Genomic DNA, 17,926 nt, shown 5'->3' with positions numbered 1-17,926 from the left:
CAACTTATGAAGAAATTAGTTTTTGCAGTATTGCTTTTTGCAGCACAATTAGGTTTTTCGCAGACAAAAATCACTAAAACTGTAGGTGACTTTACCACCGTAAAGGCCTTTGATAAGATTTCCGTTCAGCTCGTGGAAAGCAATGAAACCAAAGTAGAACTTTCCGGAGATCGCAGTGGCGATGTGGAATTGATAAATAAAAACGGTGAACTGAAGATACGAATGGCAGTGGATAAATTGTTAAAAGGAGAAGAAGTGACTGCCATCGTTTACTTTAAAAAAATAGACGCCGTTGAAGCCAGCGAGGGAGCTTATGTTTCGAGTCCGGCCACTTTTGACAGCGTTGATTTTATGGTAAGCGCCAAAGAAGGAGCCGAAGTCAAACTAACCCTGGATGTAAAAAAAGCTAACATTAAAGCTAATTCCGGAGGTATGGTCCGATTAACAGGAAAAGCCCAGAATCAGGACATCGTGGTTACTTCGGGCGGAATTGTAAAAGCCAGTGCCCTGGAAGGCGAACAAACAGTAGTTGCTGTTAATGCTGGTGGCGAAGCCGATGTTACAGCATCCGAACTGGTTGAAGCAAAAACCAGAGCCGGAGGAACAATTACCATTTATGGGAATCCACGACAAATTAACCAAAAAACGGTTGCCGGCGGAACGATTCAACAGCACAAACTGAGTAAAAAAACAATATAAAAAACTTAAAAAACAAGTCCCAAATCTTACTTGTAAAACCTAATGGTATTTGCAGAGTTCGATTTGGGATTTAATTTTTCTTACCTTTGTGGGTATAACAGCTTTTAAATGATTGACGATATCCTGACAGGAATTCCATTAGGGTTCTTTCTTAGTTTTATGATTGGACCTGTTTTTTTTGTATTGCTTGAAACCAGTATCACCAAAGGTTTCCGGGCTGCCATGTCTTTTGATTTCGGGGTTGTTATTGCTGATATTTTCTTCATTGCGGTGGCCTATTTCAGTAGTTACCGTCTGATTCAGAGCATTAAAGATGATCCGGCTTTATTCATCTTTGGCGGTATCATCATGTTTACTTATGGGATGATCACTTTTCTGAAACTTCGAAAAGCGCACAAACTCATCGACCCCGATGAAGAGGTTGAAGAAATAATCCTTAAAAAGAATTATTTAAGCCTTTTTATGAAAGGGTTTCTGCTGAATTTCATCAATATCGGTGTACTTGGTTTCTGGTTAGCCATCATCATTACCTTCGGACCTAAATTCGATATGGAAACCTCGCGAATGGCAATATTCTTTGCAGCGGTATTGGGAGCTTATTTATTTACCGATATATGTAAAGTACTTTTAGCAAAACAATTACGCAGCAAATTAACCCCTGTAAATATCATTAAAGTCAAAAAAACCAGCAGTATTTTACTGATAATTTTTGGTACAGTGCTGATGATTCAGGGCTGGTTTCCGAAAGAGAAGGAATTTGTTAAAGATCAGCTGGAAAAAATTGAACAATCAAAGTAATATGTTTCGAACTGTTCTTTAATTCAATTTAAAAAATAAAAACGCCGCTAAGCTTAGCGGCGTTTTACATTATTGTCCTGACTTATATTCAAGAATGTGATTTTTCCATGCAGTCAGTAATTCGGATTCTGTTGTGTTTAATGCCATAAGTAATTCTGATTTTTTATTTAGCGGTAACAGCGTTTTAAGTTTTTCTCTTCCGTAGGTCTTGTCGATAAACATCACAACCGAGCCGGAAAGCCCGTATTTTAATTTCCCTTTCCAAAAATCATCCAGTTTTTCAGGTATTTTGTTTTCTATAATTGCCTTTTTCACTTCTGAAATACGTTTCGAATCACACTGTCCTGAAGCATATGTGGCCAAACCTTCAACAAACCAGTCCATTCCCTGAACATCACTAAAATCAGGGCTGACGTTTAACTGTCCGTGATACACGTGAACCAATTCATGAGTAATTAAGTGTTGTGTTTTTTTGGTATCGGAATAAAGATGTTCACAAGCCTCTTTGTCCCAGTGTTTGGGTGATATGACGTCCAATTTTGTAGCTACTCCGCTTGCCACCATCCAGCATTCCGATTTAAAATCCGGCATGTTCCAATCCTTTTGCCAAGCCTTGTCTAAGGAAAGTCGGTTGGGATGAATGTAAACATCAAACTCTTTATTAAAACCATCACTGAAGAAAAACTCAACCGAAGACATACCGTTTTCAATAAGTTGTCGGTATTCCTTCTTATTTTTCTTATCACTGGAAGTGTACTTTAATGTGTATCCTTTGCGTTTTTCAGTTAACCATTCCTGGTCGATTGTTTTCCAACCAATGAACAACAGAGACGAAAACAATACGGTAATTACTATATGTCGTGACTTCATATCAAATTTCAATTAGTTGTAAAGGTTAAAATTGCTACTTATCAATGGTGCATTGAAGTAACGAATTATTCCTGTCTTATCATAAAAAATAAACATAAAAAAAACCTCCAAGTTTCCTTGAAGGTTTTTGAGGCATCGAGCGGATTCGAACCGCTGTAGACGGTTTTGCAGACCGCTTCCTAGCCACTCGGACACGATGCCATTGTTGTGGATGGCAAATATAGCAATAAATTTGAAATTCCAAATTCCAAATTCCAAATTAATTGCGGTATTCTTCAATCTGAATGGTAACTGCCTCAACATCACCTCCAATAGGTGGATTCAATTTGGAAACCGCTACAATAATTCTGGAAACCGAAGGCGTTTCTTTAAAAATACGTGCAATAATGCGTTGTGCCACGTGCTCCAACAACTTGGAACGAATATCCATCTCTTCAACCACAATTTTGTTCAGGTGTACATAATCAACGGTATCATTCAATTCATCTGAAAAAGACGATTTGCGTAAATCGGTCTTAATTTCCAAATCCACCGAATAATCCGACCCAATTTTACCTTCTTCTACCAGACAACCATGATAGGAAAACGTTCTGATATTTTTTAATTTTATAACTCCCATGCGTACTTTTCACTGTCATTTTCAAATCTTCCGATTTCCAAATTGACGAATTAAACTTATCTTTGCTAAAATTACATAAAATCTATGTCTACGAAAGAAAAATCATTGAATTTTATAGAGCAAATCATTGAAGACGATTTAAAAAATGGTTTGTCACCTGATAAATTGCGTTTTCGTTTCCCACCTGAACCAAATGGTTATTTGCACTTGGGTCATGCCAGTGCCATTTGTTTGAATTTCGGTTTGGGGATTGATTATAAAGCTCCCGTAAACCTGCGTTTTGACGATACCAATCCGGCCAAAGAAGAGCAGGAATATGTAGATGCCATCAAACGCGACGTGAAATGGTTAGGCTTCCAATGGGCCGAAGAATGTTATGCTTCGGATTATTTCCAGCAGTTATATGACTGGGCAGTGCTTCTTATCCAAAAAGGAAAAGCTTATGTAGACAGCCAGTCTTCTGAAGATATGGCAAAACAAAAAGGAACGCCAACGCAGCCTGGTACCGATAGTCCGTACCGAAACCGTTCGGTAGAAGAAAACCTGGATTTATTCGAACGAATGAAAAACGGTGAATTCGAGGAAGGTACTCATATTTTGAGAGCCAAAATCGACATGGCTTCTACCAATATGCTGATGCGCGATCCTATTATTTACCGAATTTTACATAAACACCATCACAGAACCGGTGATAAATGGTGTATCTATCCAATGTACGATTGGGCACATGGCGAAAGTGATTATTTAGAACAGATTTCGCATTCCTTTTGTACTTTAGAGTTTTTACCACACAGAGAATTATACGATTGGTTCCTGGATCAGGTTTATGATTCTTCCAAAACACGTCCGAAACAACGTGAATTTGCACGAAGAAATCTGTCACACACTGTGGTTTCCAAGCGTAAACTATTACAATTAGTACAGGAAAATTATGTAACGGGATGGGATGATCCTAGGATGTCGACCATTTCCGGCATGCGAAGAAGAGGTTATACACCGGCTTCCATCAGGAATTTTGCGGAAACCATCGGAATCGCAAAACGCGATAACCTTATCGATGTTTCCTTATTGGAATTCTGTGTCCGTGAAGATTTGAACAAAGTGGCACCACGCGTTATGGCGGTTATAGATCCGGTAAAATTGGTCATCACCAACTATCCGGAAGGAAAAACCGAATGGCTTGAAGCCGAAAATAATCCGGAGGAAGAAGTAATGACTTTCAGAACAGTACCGTTTTCAAAAGAACTGTATATTGAAAGAGAGGACTTTTTGGAAGAAGCGAGCAGCAAATTTTTCCGTCTGACTTTAGGAAAAGAAGTGCGTTTGAAAAATGCCTATATTATTAAGGGTGAGAGAGTTGTAAAAGATGCCGACGGTAAAATCACCGAAATTCATGTTACCTACGATGACGACAGCCGAAGCGGAAGCGGAAGCGAAGCCAGCAACCGTAAAGTTGCTGGAACCATTCACTGGGTTTCTGTGGAACATGCCGTAAAAGCCGAAATACGTTTATACGACCGACTGTTCATCGATGAGTCTCCGGACACGCACAAAGACAAGAACTTCCTTGATTTTGTGAATCCGAATTCATTGAAAACGGTTACCGGATTTGTAGAACCGAGCTTGGCTGATGCCAAAGAAGGCGACAGTTTCCAGTTCCAGAGAACAGGTTATTTCTGTGTAGACAAAGACAGTACTGCTGAAAATTTAGTTTTCAACAAAACGGTAGATTTAAAGGATTCATGGGAAGAAAAAGGTAAAAAAGAGGAAAATACCATCAACAACTCACTGAAAGAAATCAATAAGTACTTCAAAGTGAACACGGATGAAGAAAGAGCTGCTATTGAAAATATGATTGGTGAAAACATCAAAACCATCAACAATTACAGTCTGCTGCAGAATTCACTGAAGAAAAATGTCAACAATAATAAGAGTTCTTTATTGTTTTCCAATTTTATCATGAAATATTCCGAAAGTATAAAAGCTTCGGATGTCGATGGTGAACTGCTTCAAAAATTCTACGCCATGTCTTTGAAAAGCGAATCACCATTTGTTCGTTATGAAGTAATCCAGAATCTGAAAAGAGATGGTAAAAATTTCGAAATTTTCAAAACGCAGCTTTCGGAAATGAAATCGGTCGAGAAAAATGAAACCGTACTTCATTTGTTGTCTGAAGTTGTATAAAAACACTGTCATAAATTTTATCAATTAAAAACCTGCTTATTAGGCAGGTTTTTTTATTATTTATATTTTAAATACAATTTATAGTTTTAATAGAAATTATTTATTAAAATCGGCTTTCATAATTTTATTTTAAGACATTTTAAAAAAATCAGAAGGTATTTCTGTGTCTAATTGCCGTTTAACCCCTAAAAAGTGCTTTAAAACGATTTTTAACTTTTTCGCTCTAATTATTAACCGCCGATTAACAAAAATCTGCTTTCGAATAAGTAATTTTAAAGTTAGTAACTAAAATCGTAACATCATGTCTGACAACACAGGAAAAACAGTATTGGCTCTTTTGGCTGGAGCAGCAATCGGAGCCGGACTCGGAATCTTATTTGCCCCAGATAAAGGTTCAGAAACAAGAAGAAAAATCAAAGAAGGTCTTGACCACGAAAAAGACGTTCTGAAACATCGCTTAAGTGAAGTTACGGATAATATCAAATCGAGATTTTCAAGAGCAAAAATGGATCTGGAAAGCGAATTTGACCATTTGCTTGCCAGCAACAATCATAAGAAAGAAGAAATTATTGAAACCTTAGAAAAAAAATTGGCCGAATTGAAAAACCAGGCTGCAAACGCTAGTAAATAAGTATGCCTTTTGAAAGCCTGAAAGAAAAAGCCGAAAATATTCAGGATAACCTGAAAAATGCCATCGACAGCAGTATCGAGTACTATAAACTATGGTTGTTTAAGGTTTTTATGAAATCAACAACCATGGTGGTCAGAGTACTGCTGATGTTGGTATTTTTTCTGTTTTTCATGTTTTTTGCTTCCATAGGATTAGCCTTGTATTTAGGTAAATTAATGGATAACACTGTTTTAGGTTTTTTGGCTGTGAGCAGTATTTACCTGCTTCTGGTACTAGTCGCCTACTTGATAAAAGACAAAATCGTGGAAGGCACTATGTTGCAAAGATTTTCGAAAATATTTTTTAACGAATAATCCGATATATGAAACCTAAAGTGTATTCCTCATATGACGAAATTGATCGTGATTTGGAAATCTTAAAACTCCAGAAAGAAATCGATGTGAGAAAATTGGCCCTTACCATGGAAAAAACTATGGAAGGTATAACACCGATAGGAATGGTAAAAAACTTTTTAGGAAACACCGGAGAAATCATAAGTAAATCTGGATTATTAAAAAACATACTGCTTCCGCTACTTATAAGGAAGTTCACGAAATTTATGGAATAAAAAAAGAGGCCTTTTGACCTCTTTTTGTTTTTTAATAAACTATTATTCAGGATCTGACGGATTGTAATCCAAAGACGTGTGGTCATCTTTTTTCTTAGTTCGTTTCGGTTGATTTTTCATGGTTTCACCAATCTGATTGCTGGCCGAAAAAGAAGCCACCATGTTGTTCAACATATCACTTCCCGCCTGTGGTGAATTTGGCAACAAAATCAGGTTTGAATTAGTATCAGCTCCAATAGACTGAAGGGTATCATAATGTTGCGTCACCACTATTAAAGCCGATGCCTCCTGAGAATTAATTCCAACATTATTCAACACTTCCACACTTTCCACCAAACCACGAGCTATTTCTCTTCGCTGATCGGCAATACCTTGGCCTTGCAAACGCTTGCTTTCTGCTTCCGCTTTGGCTTTGGCTACAATTCTTATACGTTGAGCTTCCGCTTCATATTCGGCAGCAGTTTTCTCACGGTCGGCAGCATTGATACGGTTCATGGCGTTTTTCACCTGAATATCCGGGTCAATATCGGTAACCAATGTATTGATAATTTCATATCCGTAAGTAGTCATCGCCTCATTCAGTTCACGTTTTACCGCAACTGCTATATCATCTTTACGCTCAAAAACATCGTCCAAAATCAACTTTGGCACCTCGGCACGTACCACGTCGAATACATAGGAAGTAATCTGATCATGAGGAAATTCCAATTTGTAAAAAGCATCATACACTTTCTCCTGCAATACTTTAAACTGAACAGAAACTTTCATTTTTACGAATACGTTATCTTTCGTTTTTGTTTCAATGATAACATCCAATTGCTGTATTCTCAGATTTACACGTCCGGCAATACGATCAAAAACCGGAATTTTAATCTGTAAACCGGATTGTCTGATACTGTTAAACTTACCAAAGCGCTCTACAATTACAGCCGTTTGCTGTTTAACAGTGAAAAAAGAGGCCAGAAACAGAAAGAATCCGATCACTAATAAAATAGGAAGTGTTATCATAATAAATAGTTTAGTTATTTATAGGATTATACGTATACTGTAGTTAAATGTTACAATTGTTTATGAAATAAGTTTACATTTGCCGAAATTTTTGATTTTCTTCAAATGAAAAAACTACACATTATTTTATTCTTATTGGCTGCCTTACAAGGATTTGCACAATACGGATATCGCGACGGAAACCGAATCGGTATTTATGCCGGTGTAAATCAGAGCTCACTGATGACATCCAATTTTAATACCCAACCGGAAATGGGCTGGTCGGCCGGAATGCAGGTTAGAGGTAATTATTATAACGATTTCAGCATGATTTATGGAATGCAGTTTTCGGAAAATAATTTTACTGTGGCTACGCTTTCCCCTTTAATGCAAAAAGAGAATGTAGAATACAAACTGATGGCTGTTCAAATTCGTTTATTGCTAAGTTATAACATAGTAAAAGACCATGTTTCATTGGATTTAGGTCCGGTACTTCAGATAAACGACAAACTGAAATTTGACGGTAAATACGAACACAATCTTTTAGAAGACAATATTCTTCTGACTGCAAAGGACATAACAGACATTACCAAAATAAACGGTAACCTTTATATCGGTTTTTCTGCAGGTAACCGACGCGTTCGTGCTTTGGTTAATTACCAATACGGGATGAACAACATCCTGAACAACCTGAATAATAAAGAGGAACTCGAATTAAAAACCAACGGAGATTTTAAAGGACATATCGGTATTCTTACCGGACAGCTGTTGTTTAATTTGTAACAATTTTTTTAATAAAAATAAAGAGCAGACAAATATATTTACATATACTTGTCTGTTTTTATTTTATTACTAACCTTAATCTATTTTTTGATGAAAAAAAATATTCTTATTTTTAGTTTGTTGACGGGTTTGGGCTTGAGCGCACAAACAACTATAATTGAAGATAAATTCGAAAAAGATAATGTTCCTTTATCTTATGATTTTTTATATTCTAAAAACAAGTTTGTTATAGAAAAAGGAAAACATGTCGCGCTTTCAACTAACCGAATGATTACTTCTTTACACACCTATGACAGTAATGGAAATAAGGAAGAATTAGTTTCAAATGCTGAACTGATGAATGTGAAATTTTCCGAATCAGGAAACATTTTTTCAGCAGTTGACTATAGTCCAATGAGTTATCAAGGTAATACCTATAAGTATTTTGTAGATAAAAAATTCCTTTCAAAAATCAGCACTTCCGAGAAAACAAGATTCAATCGCATTGATGTAATGGAGTACGATTTTAACGATTTATACGAAATTGGTTTATCAAACGAAAAAGGAAAGGAAAAAATAGACATTGAGAAAAACGATATCTATCTTGAACTAACCGAAATTACGACAAAAAAGAAGCACAAAAGGATAAAACTGGAAAAACCAGATATTGAAAGGCTGAAGGGTAAAGACCTTATCAAACCAACTGAAGACTTAGGTTTTTATGTACGACCGCTTAACAACGAAACTTTTGAAATCGTAACAAAGTCAATCAGTAAGGATTATAAAACTACAACCATATACCGAACTATCTATGATTTTGAAGGAAAAAAAATAAATGAGCTTAGTTACACGGTAACTTTAAACAACTTCTTTCATATTTATTCCAACGTTGGACTATCAAAATTTAAAGACGGAAAGTTTGATAAAACACTTCAGGTTTTTTCCAACGATTTAGGGATTAATAACTTCACAGTCGATTCAGAAACGGGTGATGTATATGTTTTCGGACTACTTGGAAAAAAAGCAAAAGAATTGAACGATTACAATCAACCAGGAGGTTATTATGTTTTCAAATTCGATAAAACCGGTAAGAAAATATGGCAGTCTGAAAATGAAATCATCGATAAAGAAGAATTTAACGATAAGGTGCATCTTATAAGAATATCGAATGGCTTGCGTTTGGAAAAAAACAGAGTAATGTTTACAGTCGCATCTGGCTATCACAACAACTATGTTCATTATGCATTTTTAGATGTAAATACCGGACAAATAATAAAGGCTAATAAAATAAGCTTAAAAGCCAAAGAAAAAGTCAACTTAATGAGCGGTAACAGAGATTTTATACAGTCTTTTTACACAAACGATCAAATAAAAGTAAAAGGTAAAATGTTTGATCCTAATGGGTTGATTGCTTACGAAACGAATGAAAATTATAAAAAGTATATCAATTCATTAAATTCTGATACAAAAAAATATTTCGGTACCACATTCGGCAATAATGGCAGTATCTGGTCAGTAGAAACCGATAACGAAACCTATTACAAATTGAACTACTTTGAATAATAAAAAAGCCCCGAAATTCTCGGGGCTTTTTCTTTCTTATAATGTAGCGATTGCTTTCTGTAGTCGTAAAATAGTTTCTTCTTTTCCAATCATTTCCACAATGTCAAAAAGATGCGGACCTTTCAAGGCACCCACCAAACTCAATCGGAACGGCTGCATCACTTTCCCCATCCCTATTTCGTTTTTCGTCATCCAGTCTTTTACAATGGTTTCGATGTTTACCGAAGTGAAATCTCCAATATTTTCCAATACCGAAATCAATTCCTGCATTAAATGAGGCGTTTCTTCCTTCCAGTTTTTGGCCGCTTTTTCATCATAAGTGGTTGGTGCCACAAAGAAGAAATCGCTCAATTCATATAAATCGGTTACGAAAGTCGCACGTTCTTTTACCGAAGCCACCACTTTGGTCACATAATCGATATCGGTTTCAATCCCTTTTTCAGTTAAAATAGGCATGAATTTTTCAGCTAAAGAAGCATCCGACTGTAATTTAAGATAGTGCTGATTGAACCATTTGTTTTTTTCAGGGTCGAATTTAGCTCCGGCTTTGTGTACTCGGTTCAGGTCGAATTTAGCCACTAACTCTTCCAATGAAAACAATTCCTGGTCGGTACCATCGTTCCATCCCAATAACGATAAGAAGTTTACCACAGCTCCCGGGAAAAATCCTTTTTCTCTGTATCCCGAAGATTTTTCACCTGACACAGGATCATTCCAATCCAATGGGAAAACCGGGAATCCTAATTTATCCCCATCACGCTTGGATAATTTCCCATTGCCCACCGGTTTTAAAATCAACGGTAAATGCGCAAATTCAGGCGCTTCCCAACCAAAAGCTTTATATAACAAATCGTGTAACGGTAACGAAGGTAACCATTCTTCTCCGCGGATTACATGCGAAGTTTCCATCAAATGATCGTCTACAATATTGGCCAGGTGATAGGTTGGCATCCCGTCACTTTTAAACAATACTTTATCGTCTAATAAGTTCGTGTCAAATTTAATATCACCTCTAATAATATCTTTCAGATGTAACGTTTCGTTAACCGGCGTTTTAAATCGGATTACAAATTCTTCACCATTGGCAATTCGCTCTGCTACTTTTTCAGCCGAATTTGTAAGCGAAGTATCCAAATGTTCGCGAACGGTATGATTATAGATAAATGTTTTACCTTCTTCTTCAGCATTTTTACGCAACTGATCCAAATCGGCTGCCGAATCAAAAGCATAATAAGCCCAACCACTGTTAACAAGTTGATCAGCATATTGTTTGTATAATGGTTTACGCTCGCTTTGACGGTAAGGACCAAATTTTTCATTTTTACCCACGGTTTCATCCGGAGCAATCCCCAACCATTCCAAAGCTTCCATAATATATTGTTCAGCTCCTGGAACAAAACGGTTCTGATCGGTATCTTCTACACGTAAATAAAAGGTTCCGCCGTGTTTTTTAGCAAATAAATAGTTGAATAAAGCGGTTCGGACACCACCTATGTGTAAAGGTCCTGTTGGACTGGGTGCAAAACGCACTCTTACCGGTTTTGACATTTTATATCTATTTTTGTTTTTATTTCACACTAAAGTTGTCGAAATGTGATGCAAAGATACTATTTCGATATGGCAATTGAAACGATAGTGAATTTGAAATATGAATTACACCTATATATTATTAAAAATTGATAATACTGACTGTTTAACTAAATAAGAAATGTACATTAAAACGTATTGTTGCAGTAATAGCTTAATACTACGATAATTATGCAACTAATAGCTTTTTTAGGATTATCAAATACTTAATAAAATAGCTGATTTTCAGTTAATTATATAATAATTTGACAGCAGATATCAATATTGTTAATTAAAATTCAGTTATCGTTGAAAAACAAGCTTTTACCGATTAACAACATTTGTTGATAACTTCGAATAGAATTTTACAACTGTTTTTTGTTTGTATCGGGAATTTTTCTAATCAAAAACCGGAATGGAAAATCCTAATGAAGTTTTTATATTTTACTTTTTATTTATCAAGAGCAAATAACAAGTTATCAACAGGAAACCGCATTGTTAATTATTAAGATCATCGATAAAAAAATACATTTCAACGATTGTTAATAACCTAAAACTTACTTTTGATTTACAAAGCTTTAACTTGAAATAACACTGTTGATAACCCGGTATAAAAAAGGATAAACTCAAAACAAAGCCTTTAAAAGCAAAGTTATTCCAACTATTAACAGACTATAATAACAAATCATTTATTTAAATTTTAAAAAAATATTTTTTGTTGTTTTTAATATATGTTGACAACTTCGAATGAAGCTTTTCAAATTTTTAGAATGGAATGATTTGCTTTTCGATGTTTAACTTATTTTTTTGATTTTCGTTTTAATTTAAATTGTAGTTTTATCGGTTATATAGAAAGAAGTGATTTTGGAAAACAAAAATCTGATATTTCAAAAACTGGAAGCCTTCATTAAGAAGTTTTATACCAATGAGTTACTCAAAGGTACGTTGCTTTTTATTGGATTGGGAGTATTGTATTTTATAGGTACGCTCTTGGTGGAATATTTTCTTTGGTTGTCGCCAAAAGGAAGAACTTTCCTATTCTGGTTGTTTGTTTCGGTTGAAATTTTCCTTTTACTTCGTTTTATTCTGTTTCCGGTTTTTAAATTGTTCAAACTTCAGAAAGGAATCGATTATACCGAAGCTTCAAAAATTATTGGGAATCATTTTTCTGAAGTCAGTGATAAGCTTACCAATTTCCTTCAGCTTAATGATCAGTCGAATCCTTCCGAATTGTTATTGGCTTCGATCGAACAAAAGGCAGCTTCATTGAAACCTATCCCTTTCGGGAATGCCATCAATTTTAAAAAGAATCTAAAATTTGTACCTTATGCTGTAGTGCCGCTATTAATTCTGCTGTTGTTTTTCGTCAGTGGTAATTCCGGAATGATAACGCAGAGTTTTGACAGAATGGTGCATTTTAAAAAACAGTACACACCTCCTGCCCCATTTGAATTCGAAATTTTGAATCCTTCATTAAAGGCTGAGCAAGGTCAAGATTTTCTACTTCAGGTAAAAACCATAGGTAAAATTGTTCCTGAAAATGCGATGATCAACATTGGTGAGGAAAGTTATTATTTGGAATCGATTAAACCCGGATTGTTTCAGTACAAATTTGAGAAACCTTCTGCAGATGTAGAATTTCAGTTATCTGCCAATGATATCTATTCAAATTCGTTTGAATTACAGGTAGTTGCCGTTCCGACTATTGCCAGTTTTGAAATGGTGGTTCATTTCCCTTCGTATTTAGGAAGAAAAGCGGAAATTATTCTAGGAACTGGAAATGCTGTGGTACCTGAAGGTTCCAAAGTGACCTGGAAAGTTAACGCCTTAACAACGACTGAAGTGGTTTGGAAAAGCAATGAGCTATCATTTCCGTTTACAAAAAATGAATCGTATTTCAGTTTATCTAAAAGTATAGTACAAAATACTGATTATCAAATTTTTACTTCTAATAAAGCGGTTAAAAATCACGAAAAACTACATTATCAGATTACAACGGTTAAGGATCAGTACCCTACGATTTCAATCGAACAGGCTCCTGACAGTTTAAAACTGAAAGGAAATATGATTTTAGGTCAGGTTTCCGATGATTATGGCTTAACGAAACTTCAGGTTATTTTTTATCCGAGGGATAATCCTAAACAGGCCCGTCGCGGGAACATTCCGGTTAAGCAGAGTTCGTTTGACCAGTTTGTGTACAGTTTTCCTTCCGGATTAACATTACAGCAAGGTGTGGATTACGATTATTACTTTGAGATTTTTGATAATGACGCGTTGCATAATTATAAAAGCACTAAGTCTTCCGTTTTCAGTCATCGAGAATTAACGGAGAATGAAAAACAGGAAGAAAGTCTTCAGGAACAGAATTCCAATATCAACAGTTTAGAAAAATCGATTAAAAATCAGGACAAGCAATTATCCGAATTGGAAAAACTCCAAAAAATGGGTAAAGAAAAAACGAACCTTGATTTTAAGGATCAGAAGAAAGTTCAGGATTTCATCAACCGTCAGAAACAGCAGGATGAAATGATGAAGGAGTTTTCTAAAAAGCTGGAAGATAATTTAAAAGAATTCAACCCGGAAAAAAAAGATGAATTCAAAGACGAATTATTGAAGCGTCTGGATAAGAATGAAAAGGAGATAGAAAAAAATGAAAGGCTTCTTAAAGAATTAGAAGAGCTGACCAATAAATTACAAGAAGAGGAACTTTTTGATAAAATTGACAAACTAAAACAAAATACGAAAGACCAAACGAAAAGTCTGGAACAGTTGGTAGAAATGACCAAACGTTTTTATGTTGAGAAGAAAGCCGAACAGATTGCTGAAAAATTAGATCAGCTTTCTAAAAAAGAAGATAAACTGGCTGAGAGCAAAGACAATGATTCTAAAGAACAAAATGAAATCAATAAAGAGTTCGACAAGATACAGGAAGAGCTGAACGAACTTGATAAGGAAAACAAGGAATTAAAAGCCCCGATGGATATTCCTAATGATAAGCAGGAACAGCAAAGTATTGAAGAGGATTTAAAGAATGCTTCCGAAGAATTACAGAAAAAAAATCAGTCCAAAGCTAAACCTAAGCAAAAGTCTGCAGCTCAAAAGATGCAGCAGATGAGTCAGAAGATGCAGCAGTCTATGGAAATGGGTGACATGGAACAAATGGAAGAAGATGTCAAAATGTTACGACAGATTTTGGATAACCTCCTCGCCTTTTCTTTCTCTCAGGAAGATGTTATGAAAGATTTTAAATCGAGTACATCGCGAACAATTGGGTTTAACAAGCTTTTGAAGAAACAGCAGGATTTAAAAAATCAGTTTAGGCATGTTGATGATAGTTTGTTTGCGATGTCGCTCCGTAATCCGAAAATATCTGAAATGATTACCAAAGAGGTTGGTAATGTTCAATACAATATTGAAAAATCGATTGATAACCTATCTGATAACAACATTCCAAAAGGTGTTTCACATCAGCAGTATACCATTACTTCTGCAAATAAGCTTGCCGATTTTTTGAGTGATGCTATGAATCAGATGCAGATGGAGTTGAATATGCCGGCACAAGGTCAAGGTTCTGGTAAAGGAAAACCCAAACCTGGTCAGGGTCAAGGCGGCATGCAGTTACCGGATATCATTAAAAAACAGGAAGGCCTCGCTCAAAAAATGCAAAAGGGTATGAAGAAAGGTCAAAAACCCGGAGAAGGTCAACCCGATAAAAACGGAAACAAAGGGAGTAAGGAAGGTGAAGGCGGACAGGATGGCGAAGGAAATGCTGGGGAAGTACTTGAAATTTATAAAGAACAGCAACGTCTGCGCGAAGCTTTGCAAAAGGCTTTGGAAAAAGAAGGTATGGGAGGAATGGGCCAGAATGCTGCCAAACAGATGCAGGACATTGAAAAGCAATTATTGAACAAAGGCTTTAAAAACGAAACGATGCAAAAGATGTTGAATCTTAAACATGAACTTTTAAAGTTAGATAAAGCGATTCAGCAACAGGGTGAAGAAAACAAGCGTCAATCCCAAACAAACCAGAAAGTATTTAATAATCAGGCGAATCAAATACCGCCGGCTTTGAAAGAATATTTAAACAGTGTTGAAATTTTAAATAGACAAAGCTTACCTTTGCGCCCAAATTTTAATCAGAAGGTGCAAACCTATTTTAAAAATAATGATAAACTTTAATTACGAAACCGACTTCCAGTTATACAATGAGGAAAAGTTCGAAAACTGGATTTCGCGTGTTATTGCCTCTGAAAGCAAAGATGAAGGAGAGATAAGTTACATCTTTTGTGATGACGAATACCTTCATAAAATCAATGTAGAGTACCTTAATCACGATGATTTGACCGATATCATCAGTTTTGATTATTCTGAGGGAAATTTATTACAAGGCGATATTTTTATTTCCGTGGAACGCGTTCGCGATAATGCGCTGGATTTCGGCGTTACTTTTGAAGAGGAACTTAAAAGAGTTATCATTCACGGCGTATTGCATTACTGCGGCTATAAAGATAAAAGTGAAGCCGACGAGCAGTTAATGCGTGCTAAAGAAGATGAAAAAGTTTTATTGTTCCACGTGGAACAATAAGTAGAATACTAAATTAATATTGAAACAGTAAAATGTTTCACGTGGAACAATGAGTTTATTTCAAGATGTATATGATGTAATCGTGGTGGGTGCAGGTCACGCCGGATCTGAAGCGGCAGCTTCGGCTGCTAACATGGGTTCGAAAACACTGTTGATTACGATGAGTTTGCAGAACATTGCTCAGATGTCGTGTAACCCTGCCATGGGTGGAATTGCAAAAGGACAAATCGTCCGTGAGATTGATGCCTTGGGTGGATATTCGGGAATTATATCGGATAAAACGGCCATCCAATTCAAAATGCTGAACAAATCCAAAGGACCTGCGATGTGGTCACCGCGTGTGCAATCTGACCGTATGCGTTTCGCTGAAGAATGGCGCATGATGTTAGAGCAGACTCCTAACCTGGATTTTTACCAGGAAATGGTGTCCGGAATTTTAACGGAGAACGGAAAAGTTACTGGTGTACGTACTTCGCTTGGAATTGAAATCAAAGCTAAAACGGTAGTGTTGACTAACGGGACTTTCCTGAACGGTTTAATCCATATAGGAGAAAAACAATTTGGAGGAGGACGTGCAGGAGAAAGCGCTGCGTACGGAATCACCGAAGATTTGGTTAAGTTAGGATTTGAATCCGGACGAATGAAAACGGGTACTCCCCCACGTGTTGATGGCCGCTCGTTGGATTATTCCAAAATGATCGTTCAACCTGGAGATGATAATCCGGATAAATTTTCATTTTTGGAATCAATTAAACCATTAACCGTTCAGAAGGATTGTCATATGACGTATACTTCCGAATTGGTTCATGATTTACTTCGCGAAGGTTTTGATCGTTCGCCCATGTTTAACGGACGTATTAAAAGTTTAGGTCCGCGTTACTGTCCGTCTATCGAAGATAAAATTAATCGTTTTGCCGACAAGGATCGTCATCAATTGTTTGTTGAACCGGAAGGATGGAACACGGTGGAAGTATATGTAAACGGATTTTCAACTTCGCTTCCGGAAGACGTTCAGTTTAAAGCGTTGCGTTCGGTTGCTGGTTTTGAAAACGTGAAATTCTTCCGTCCTGGTTATGCGATTGAATATGACTACTTCCCTCCTACGCAGTTGCAACATACTTTAGAGACTAAGTTAATCGAAGGTTTGTATTTCGCAGGACAGATTAACGGTACCACTGGATATGAAGAAGCTGCTTCTCAAGGACTGATGGCTGGAATCAATGCAGCCCTAAAAGCTCAGGAACGAGATCCGTTTATTTTAAAACGTAACGAGGCATATATCGGAGTTCTTGTAGATGACCTAATAACGAAAGGGACGGAAGAACCTTATCGTATGTTTACTTCGAGAGCGGAATACCGTACGTTATTACGACAGGATAATGCCGATGATCGTTTGACACCGATGTCTTATGAAATTGGTTTGGCCAGTGAAGAACGTATCCGAAGAATGGAGAAAAAACGTGACCAGTCGGAAGCCTTTGTAAATTTCTTTAAGGAAACAAGTTTAAAACCTGAAGAAGCAAATCCGGTTTTAGAAAGCAAAGGATCTTCACCGATGGTGCAACCTGATAAAATGTTCAAAGTTTTTTCAAGACCTCAATTGGATTTGGAAGACTTTGTAAAATTCAAAAAAGTAACGGATTACATCGAAGAACATAATCTGGATCGCGAAGTTATCGAACAGGCCGAAATTTTGGTAAAATATTCCGGATACATTGAGAAAGAAAAAAGTAATGCGGATAAATTGAATCGTTTGGAAGATTTAAAAATTCGTGATGATTTTGATTATGATTTAGTAAAATCGATTTCGTTCGAAGCGCGTGAGAAATTGAAAAAAATCCGGCCAATTACCATATCGCAGGCTTCCCGTATCAGCGGAGTATCACCTGCCGATATTTCCATATTATTAATTCATATGGGACGATAATATAGTTTATAGTTGATGTCTCAGTATAAAGTCTAAAAAACTGTATACTAAGATTTTTCACTAAGACTTTAAAAAATGTTCCACGTGAAACTACGGCGCTAACCCCTATAAACAAAGAGAACCTTTAA

At 36.3% G+C, this 17,926-nt stretch carries 15 protein-coding genes and 1 tRNA gene; 11 read left to right on the top strand and 5 right to left on the bottom strand.

The features are described 5' to 3' along the window. Window positions 1-6: 6 nt before the first annotated feature. Together LZF87_RS03225 and LZF87_RS03220 are read left to right on the top strand one after the other, a co-directional pair. A complete protein-coding gene (locus LZF87_RS03225; RefSeq protein ID WP_244341800.1) occupies window positions 7-699 on the top strand; it encodes a head GIN domain-containing protein in 693 nt (230 codons plus the stop codon). Between the two features lie 108 nt (window positions 700-807). After that, window positions 808-1,497 carry a LysE family translocator gene (locus LZF87_RS03220; RefSeq protein ID WP_244341799.1) on the top strand — a complete coding sequence of 230 codons (690 nt, stop codon included), beginning with the start codon at window positions 808-810 and terminating at the stop codon, window positions 1,495-1,497. 69 nt (window positions 1,498-1,566) lie between these two features. On the opposite strand, the gene LZF87_RS03215 is transcribed toward LZF87_RS03220, so the two are convergent. The 3 genes from LZF87_RS03215 to folB all read right to left on the bottom strand — a co-directional run bounded on the left by LZF87_RS03215 (window position 1,567) and on the right by folB (window position 2,986). Continuing rightward, the gene (locus LZF87_RS03215) at window positions 1,567-2,367 is read right to left on the bottom strand and encodes a hypothetical protein (RefSeq protein ID WP_244341797.1); all 801 of its coding nucleotides are present in this window, start codon (window positions 2,365-2,367) and stop codon (window positions 1,567-1,569) included. 130 nt (window positions 2,368-2,497) lie between these two features. Further along, a tRNA-Cys gene (locus tag LZF87_RS03210) sits at window positions 2,498-2,568 on the bottom strand. Between the two features lie 58 nt (window positions 2,569-2,626). Then, window positions 2,627-2,986 (bottom strand): dihydroneopterin aldolase, encoded by a 360-nt coding sequence (gene folB, locus LZF87_RS03205; RefSeq protein WP_244341790.1) that lies wholly within the window; start codon window positions 2,984-2,986, stop codon window positions 2,627-2,629. Between the two features lie 84 nt (window positions 2,987-3,070). Here folB and LZF87_RS03200 point away from each other — a divergent pair, with 84 nt between their 5' ends. From LZF87_RS03200 to LZF87_RS03185, 4 genes are all read left to right on the top strand, one after another. Then, a complete protein-coding gene (locus tag LZF87_RS03200) occupies window positions 3,071-5,170 on the top strand; it encodes a glutamine--tRNA ligase/YqeY domain fusion protein (protein WP_244341779.1) in 2,100 nt (699 codons plus the stop codon). 301 nt (window positions 5,171-5,471) lie between these two features. After that, a complete protein-coding gene (locus LZF87_RS03195) occupies window positions 5,472-5,801 on the top strand; it encodes a YtxH domain-containing protein (RefSeq protein ID WP_244341772.1) in 330 nt (109 codons plus the stop codon). A gap of 2 nt (window positions 5,802-5,803) precedes the next feature. Continuing rightward, on the top strand, window positions 5,804-6,154 hold the full coding sequence (locus tag LZF87_RS03190; protein WP_244341770.1) for a competence protein: 351 nt from the start codon (window positions 5,804-5,806) through the stop codon (window positions 6,152-6,154). An 8-nt stretch (window positions 6,155-6,162) separates the two neighbouring features. After that, on the top strand, window positions 6,163-6,408 hold the full coding sequence (locus LZF87_RS03185; protein WP_244341768.1) for a DUF6327 family protein: 246 nt from the start codon (window positions 6,163-6,165) through the stop codon (window positions 6,406-6,408). A 42-nt stretch (window positions 6,409-6,450) separates the two neighbouring features. Here the strand turns inward: LZF87_RS03185 and LZF87_RS03180 are convergent, their stop codons facing one another. Beyond that, window positions 6,451-7,416, bottom strand: coding sequence for an SPFH domain-containing protein (locus LZF87_RS03180; protein ID WP_244341754.1), 966 nt, complete (start codon window positions 7,414-7,416; stop codon window positions 6,451-6,453). Between the two features lie 105 nt (window positions 7,417-7,521). Between LZF87_RS03180 and LZF87_RS03175 the strand changes: the two genes are divergently transcribed. Both LZF87_RS03175 and LZF87_RS03170 read left to right on the top strand, forming a co-directional pair. After that, entirely contained in the window at window positions 7,522-8,178 is a 657-nt protein-coding gene (locus LZF87_RS03175; RefSeq protein ID WP_244341748.1) for a PorT family protein, read from the top strand. A gap of 90 nt (window positions 8,179-8,268) precedes the next feature. Continuing rightward, complete coding sequence (locus LZF87_RS03170; protein WP_244341746.1) at window positions 8,269-9,720, top strand: hypothetical protein; 1,452 nt, start codon at window positions 8,269-8,271, stop codon at window positions 9,718-9,720. Between the two features lie 36 nt (window positions 9,721-9,756). Here LZF87_RS03170 and gltX read toward each other — a convergent pair whose 3' ends face one another. Then, a complete protein-coding gene (gene gltX, locus LZF87_RS03165) occupies window positions 9,757-11,268 on the bottom strand; it encodes a glutamate--tRNA ligase (RefSeq protein WP_244341744.1) in 1,512 nt (503 codons plus the stop codon). An 882-nt stretch (window positions 11,269-12,150) separates the two neighbouring features. On the opposite strand from gltX, the gene LZF87_RS03160 reads away from it, so the two are divergent. The 3 genes from LZF87_RS03160 to mnmG are packed head-to-tail and all read left to right on the top strand — an operon-like array spanning window position 12,151 to window position 17,798. Further along, window positions 12,151-15,465, top strand: coding sequence for a DUF4175 family protein (locus tag LZF87_RS03160; protein WP_244341743.1), 3,315 nt, complete (start codon window positions 12,151-12,153; stop codon window positions 15,463-15,465). Further along, window positions 15,452-15,871, top strand: coding sequence for an rRNA maturation RNase YbeY (ybeY, locus tag LZF87_RS03155; RefSeq protein ID WP_244341741.1), 420 nt, complete (start codon window positions 15,452-15,454; stop codon window positions 15,869-15,871). The genes LZF87_RS03160 and ybeY overlap by 14 nt, the downstream gene beginning before the upstream one ends. A 49-nt stretch (window positions 15,872-15,920) precedes the next feature. Then, window positions 15,921-17,798 (top strand): tRNA uridine-5-carboxymethylaminomethyl(34) synthesis enzyme MnmG, encoded by a 1,878-nt coding sequence (gene mnmG / locus LZF87_RS03150; protein ID WP_244341739.1) that lies wholly within the window; start codon window positions 15,921-15,923, stop codon window positions 17,796-17,798. The last annotated feature ends 128 nt before the right edge of the window (window positions 17,799-17,926 follow it).

This window comes from Flavobacterium enshiense (assembly GCF_022836875.1).
Taxonomy (GTDB): Bacteria; Bacteroidota; Bacteroidia; order Flavobacteriales; family Flavobacteriaceae; genus Flavobacterium; species Flavobacterium enshiense_A.
This window is presented reverse-complemented; position numbering and strand designations above follow the sequence as displayed.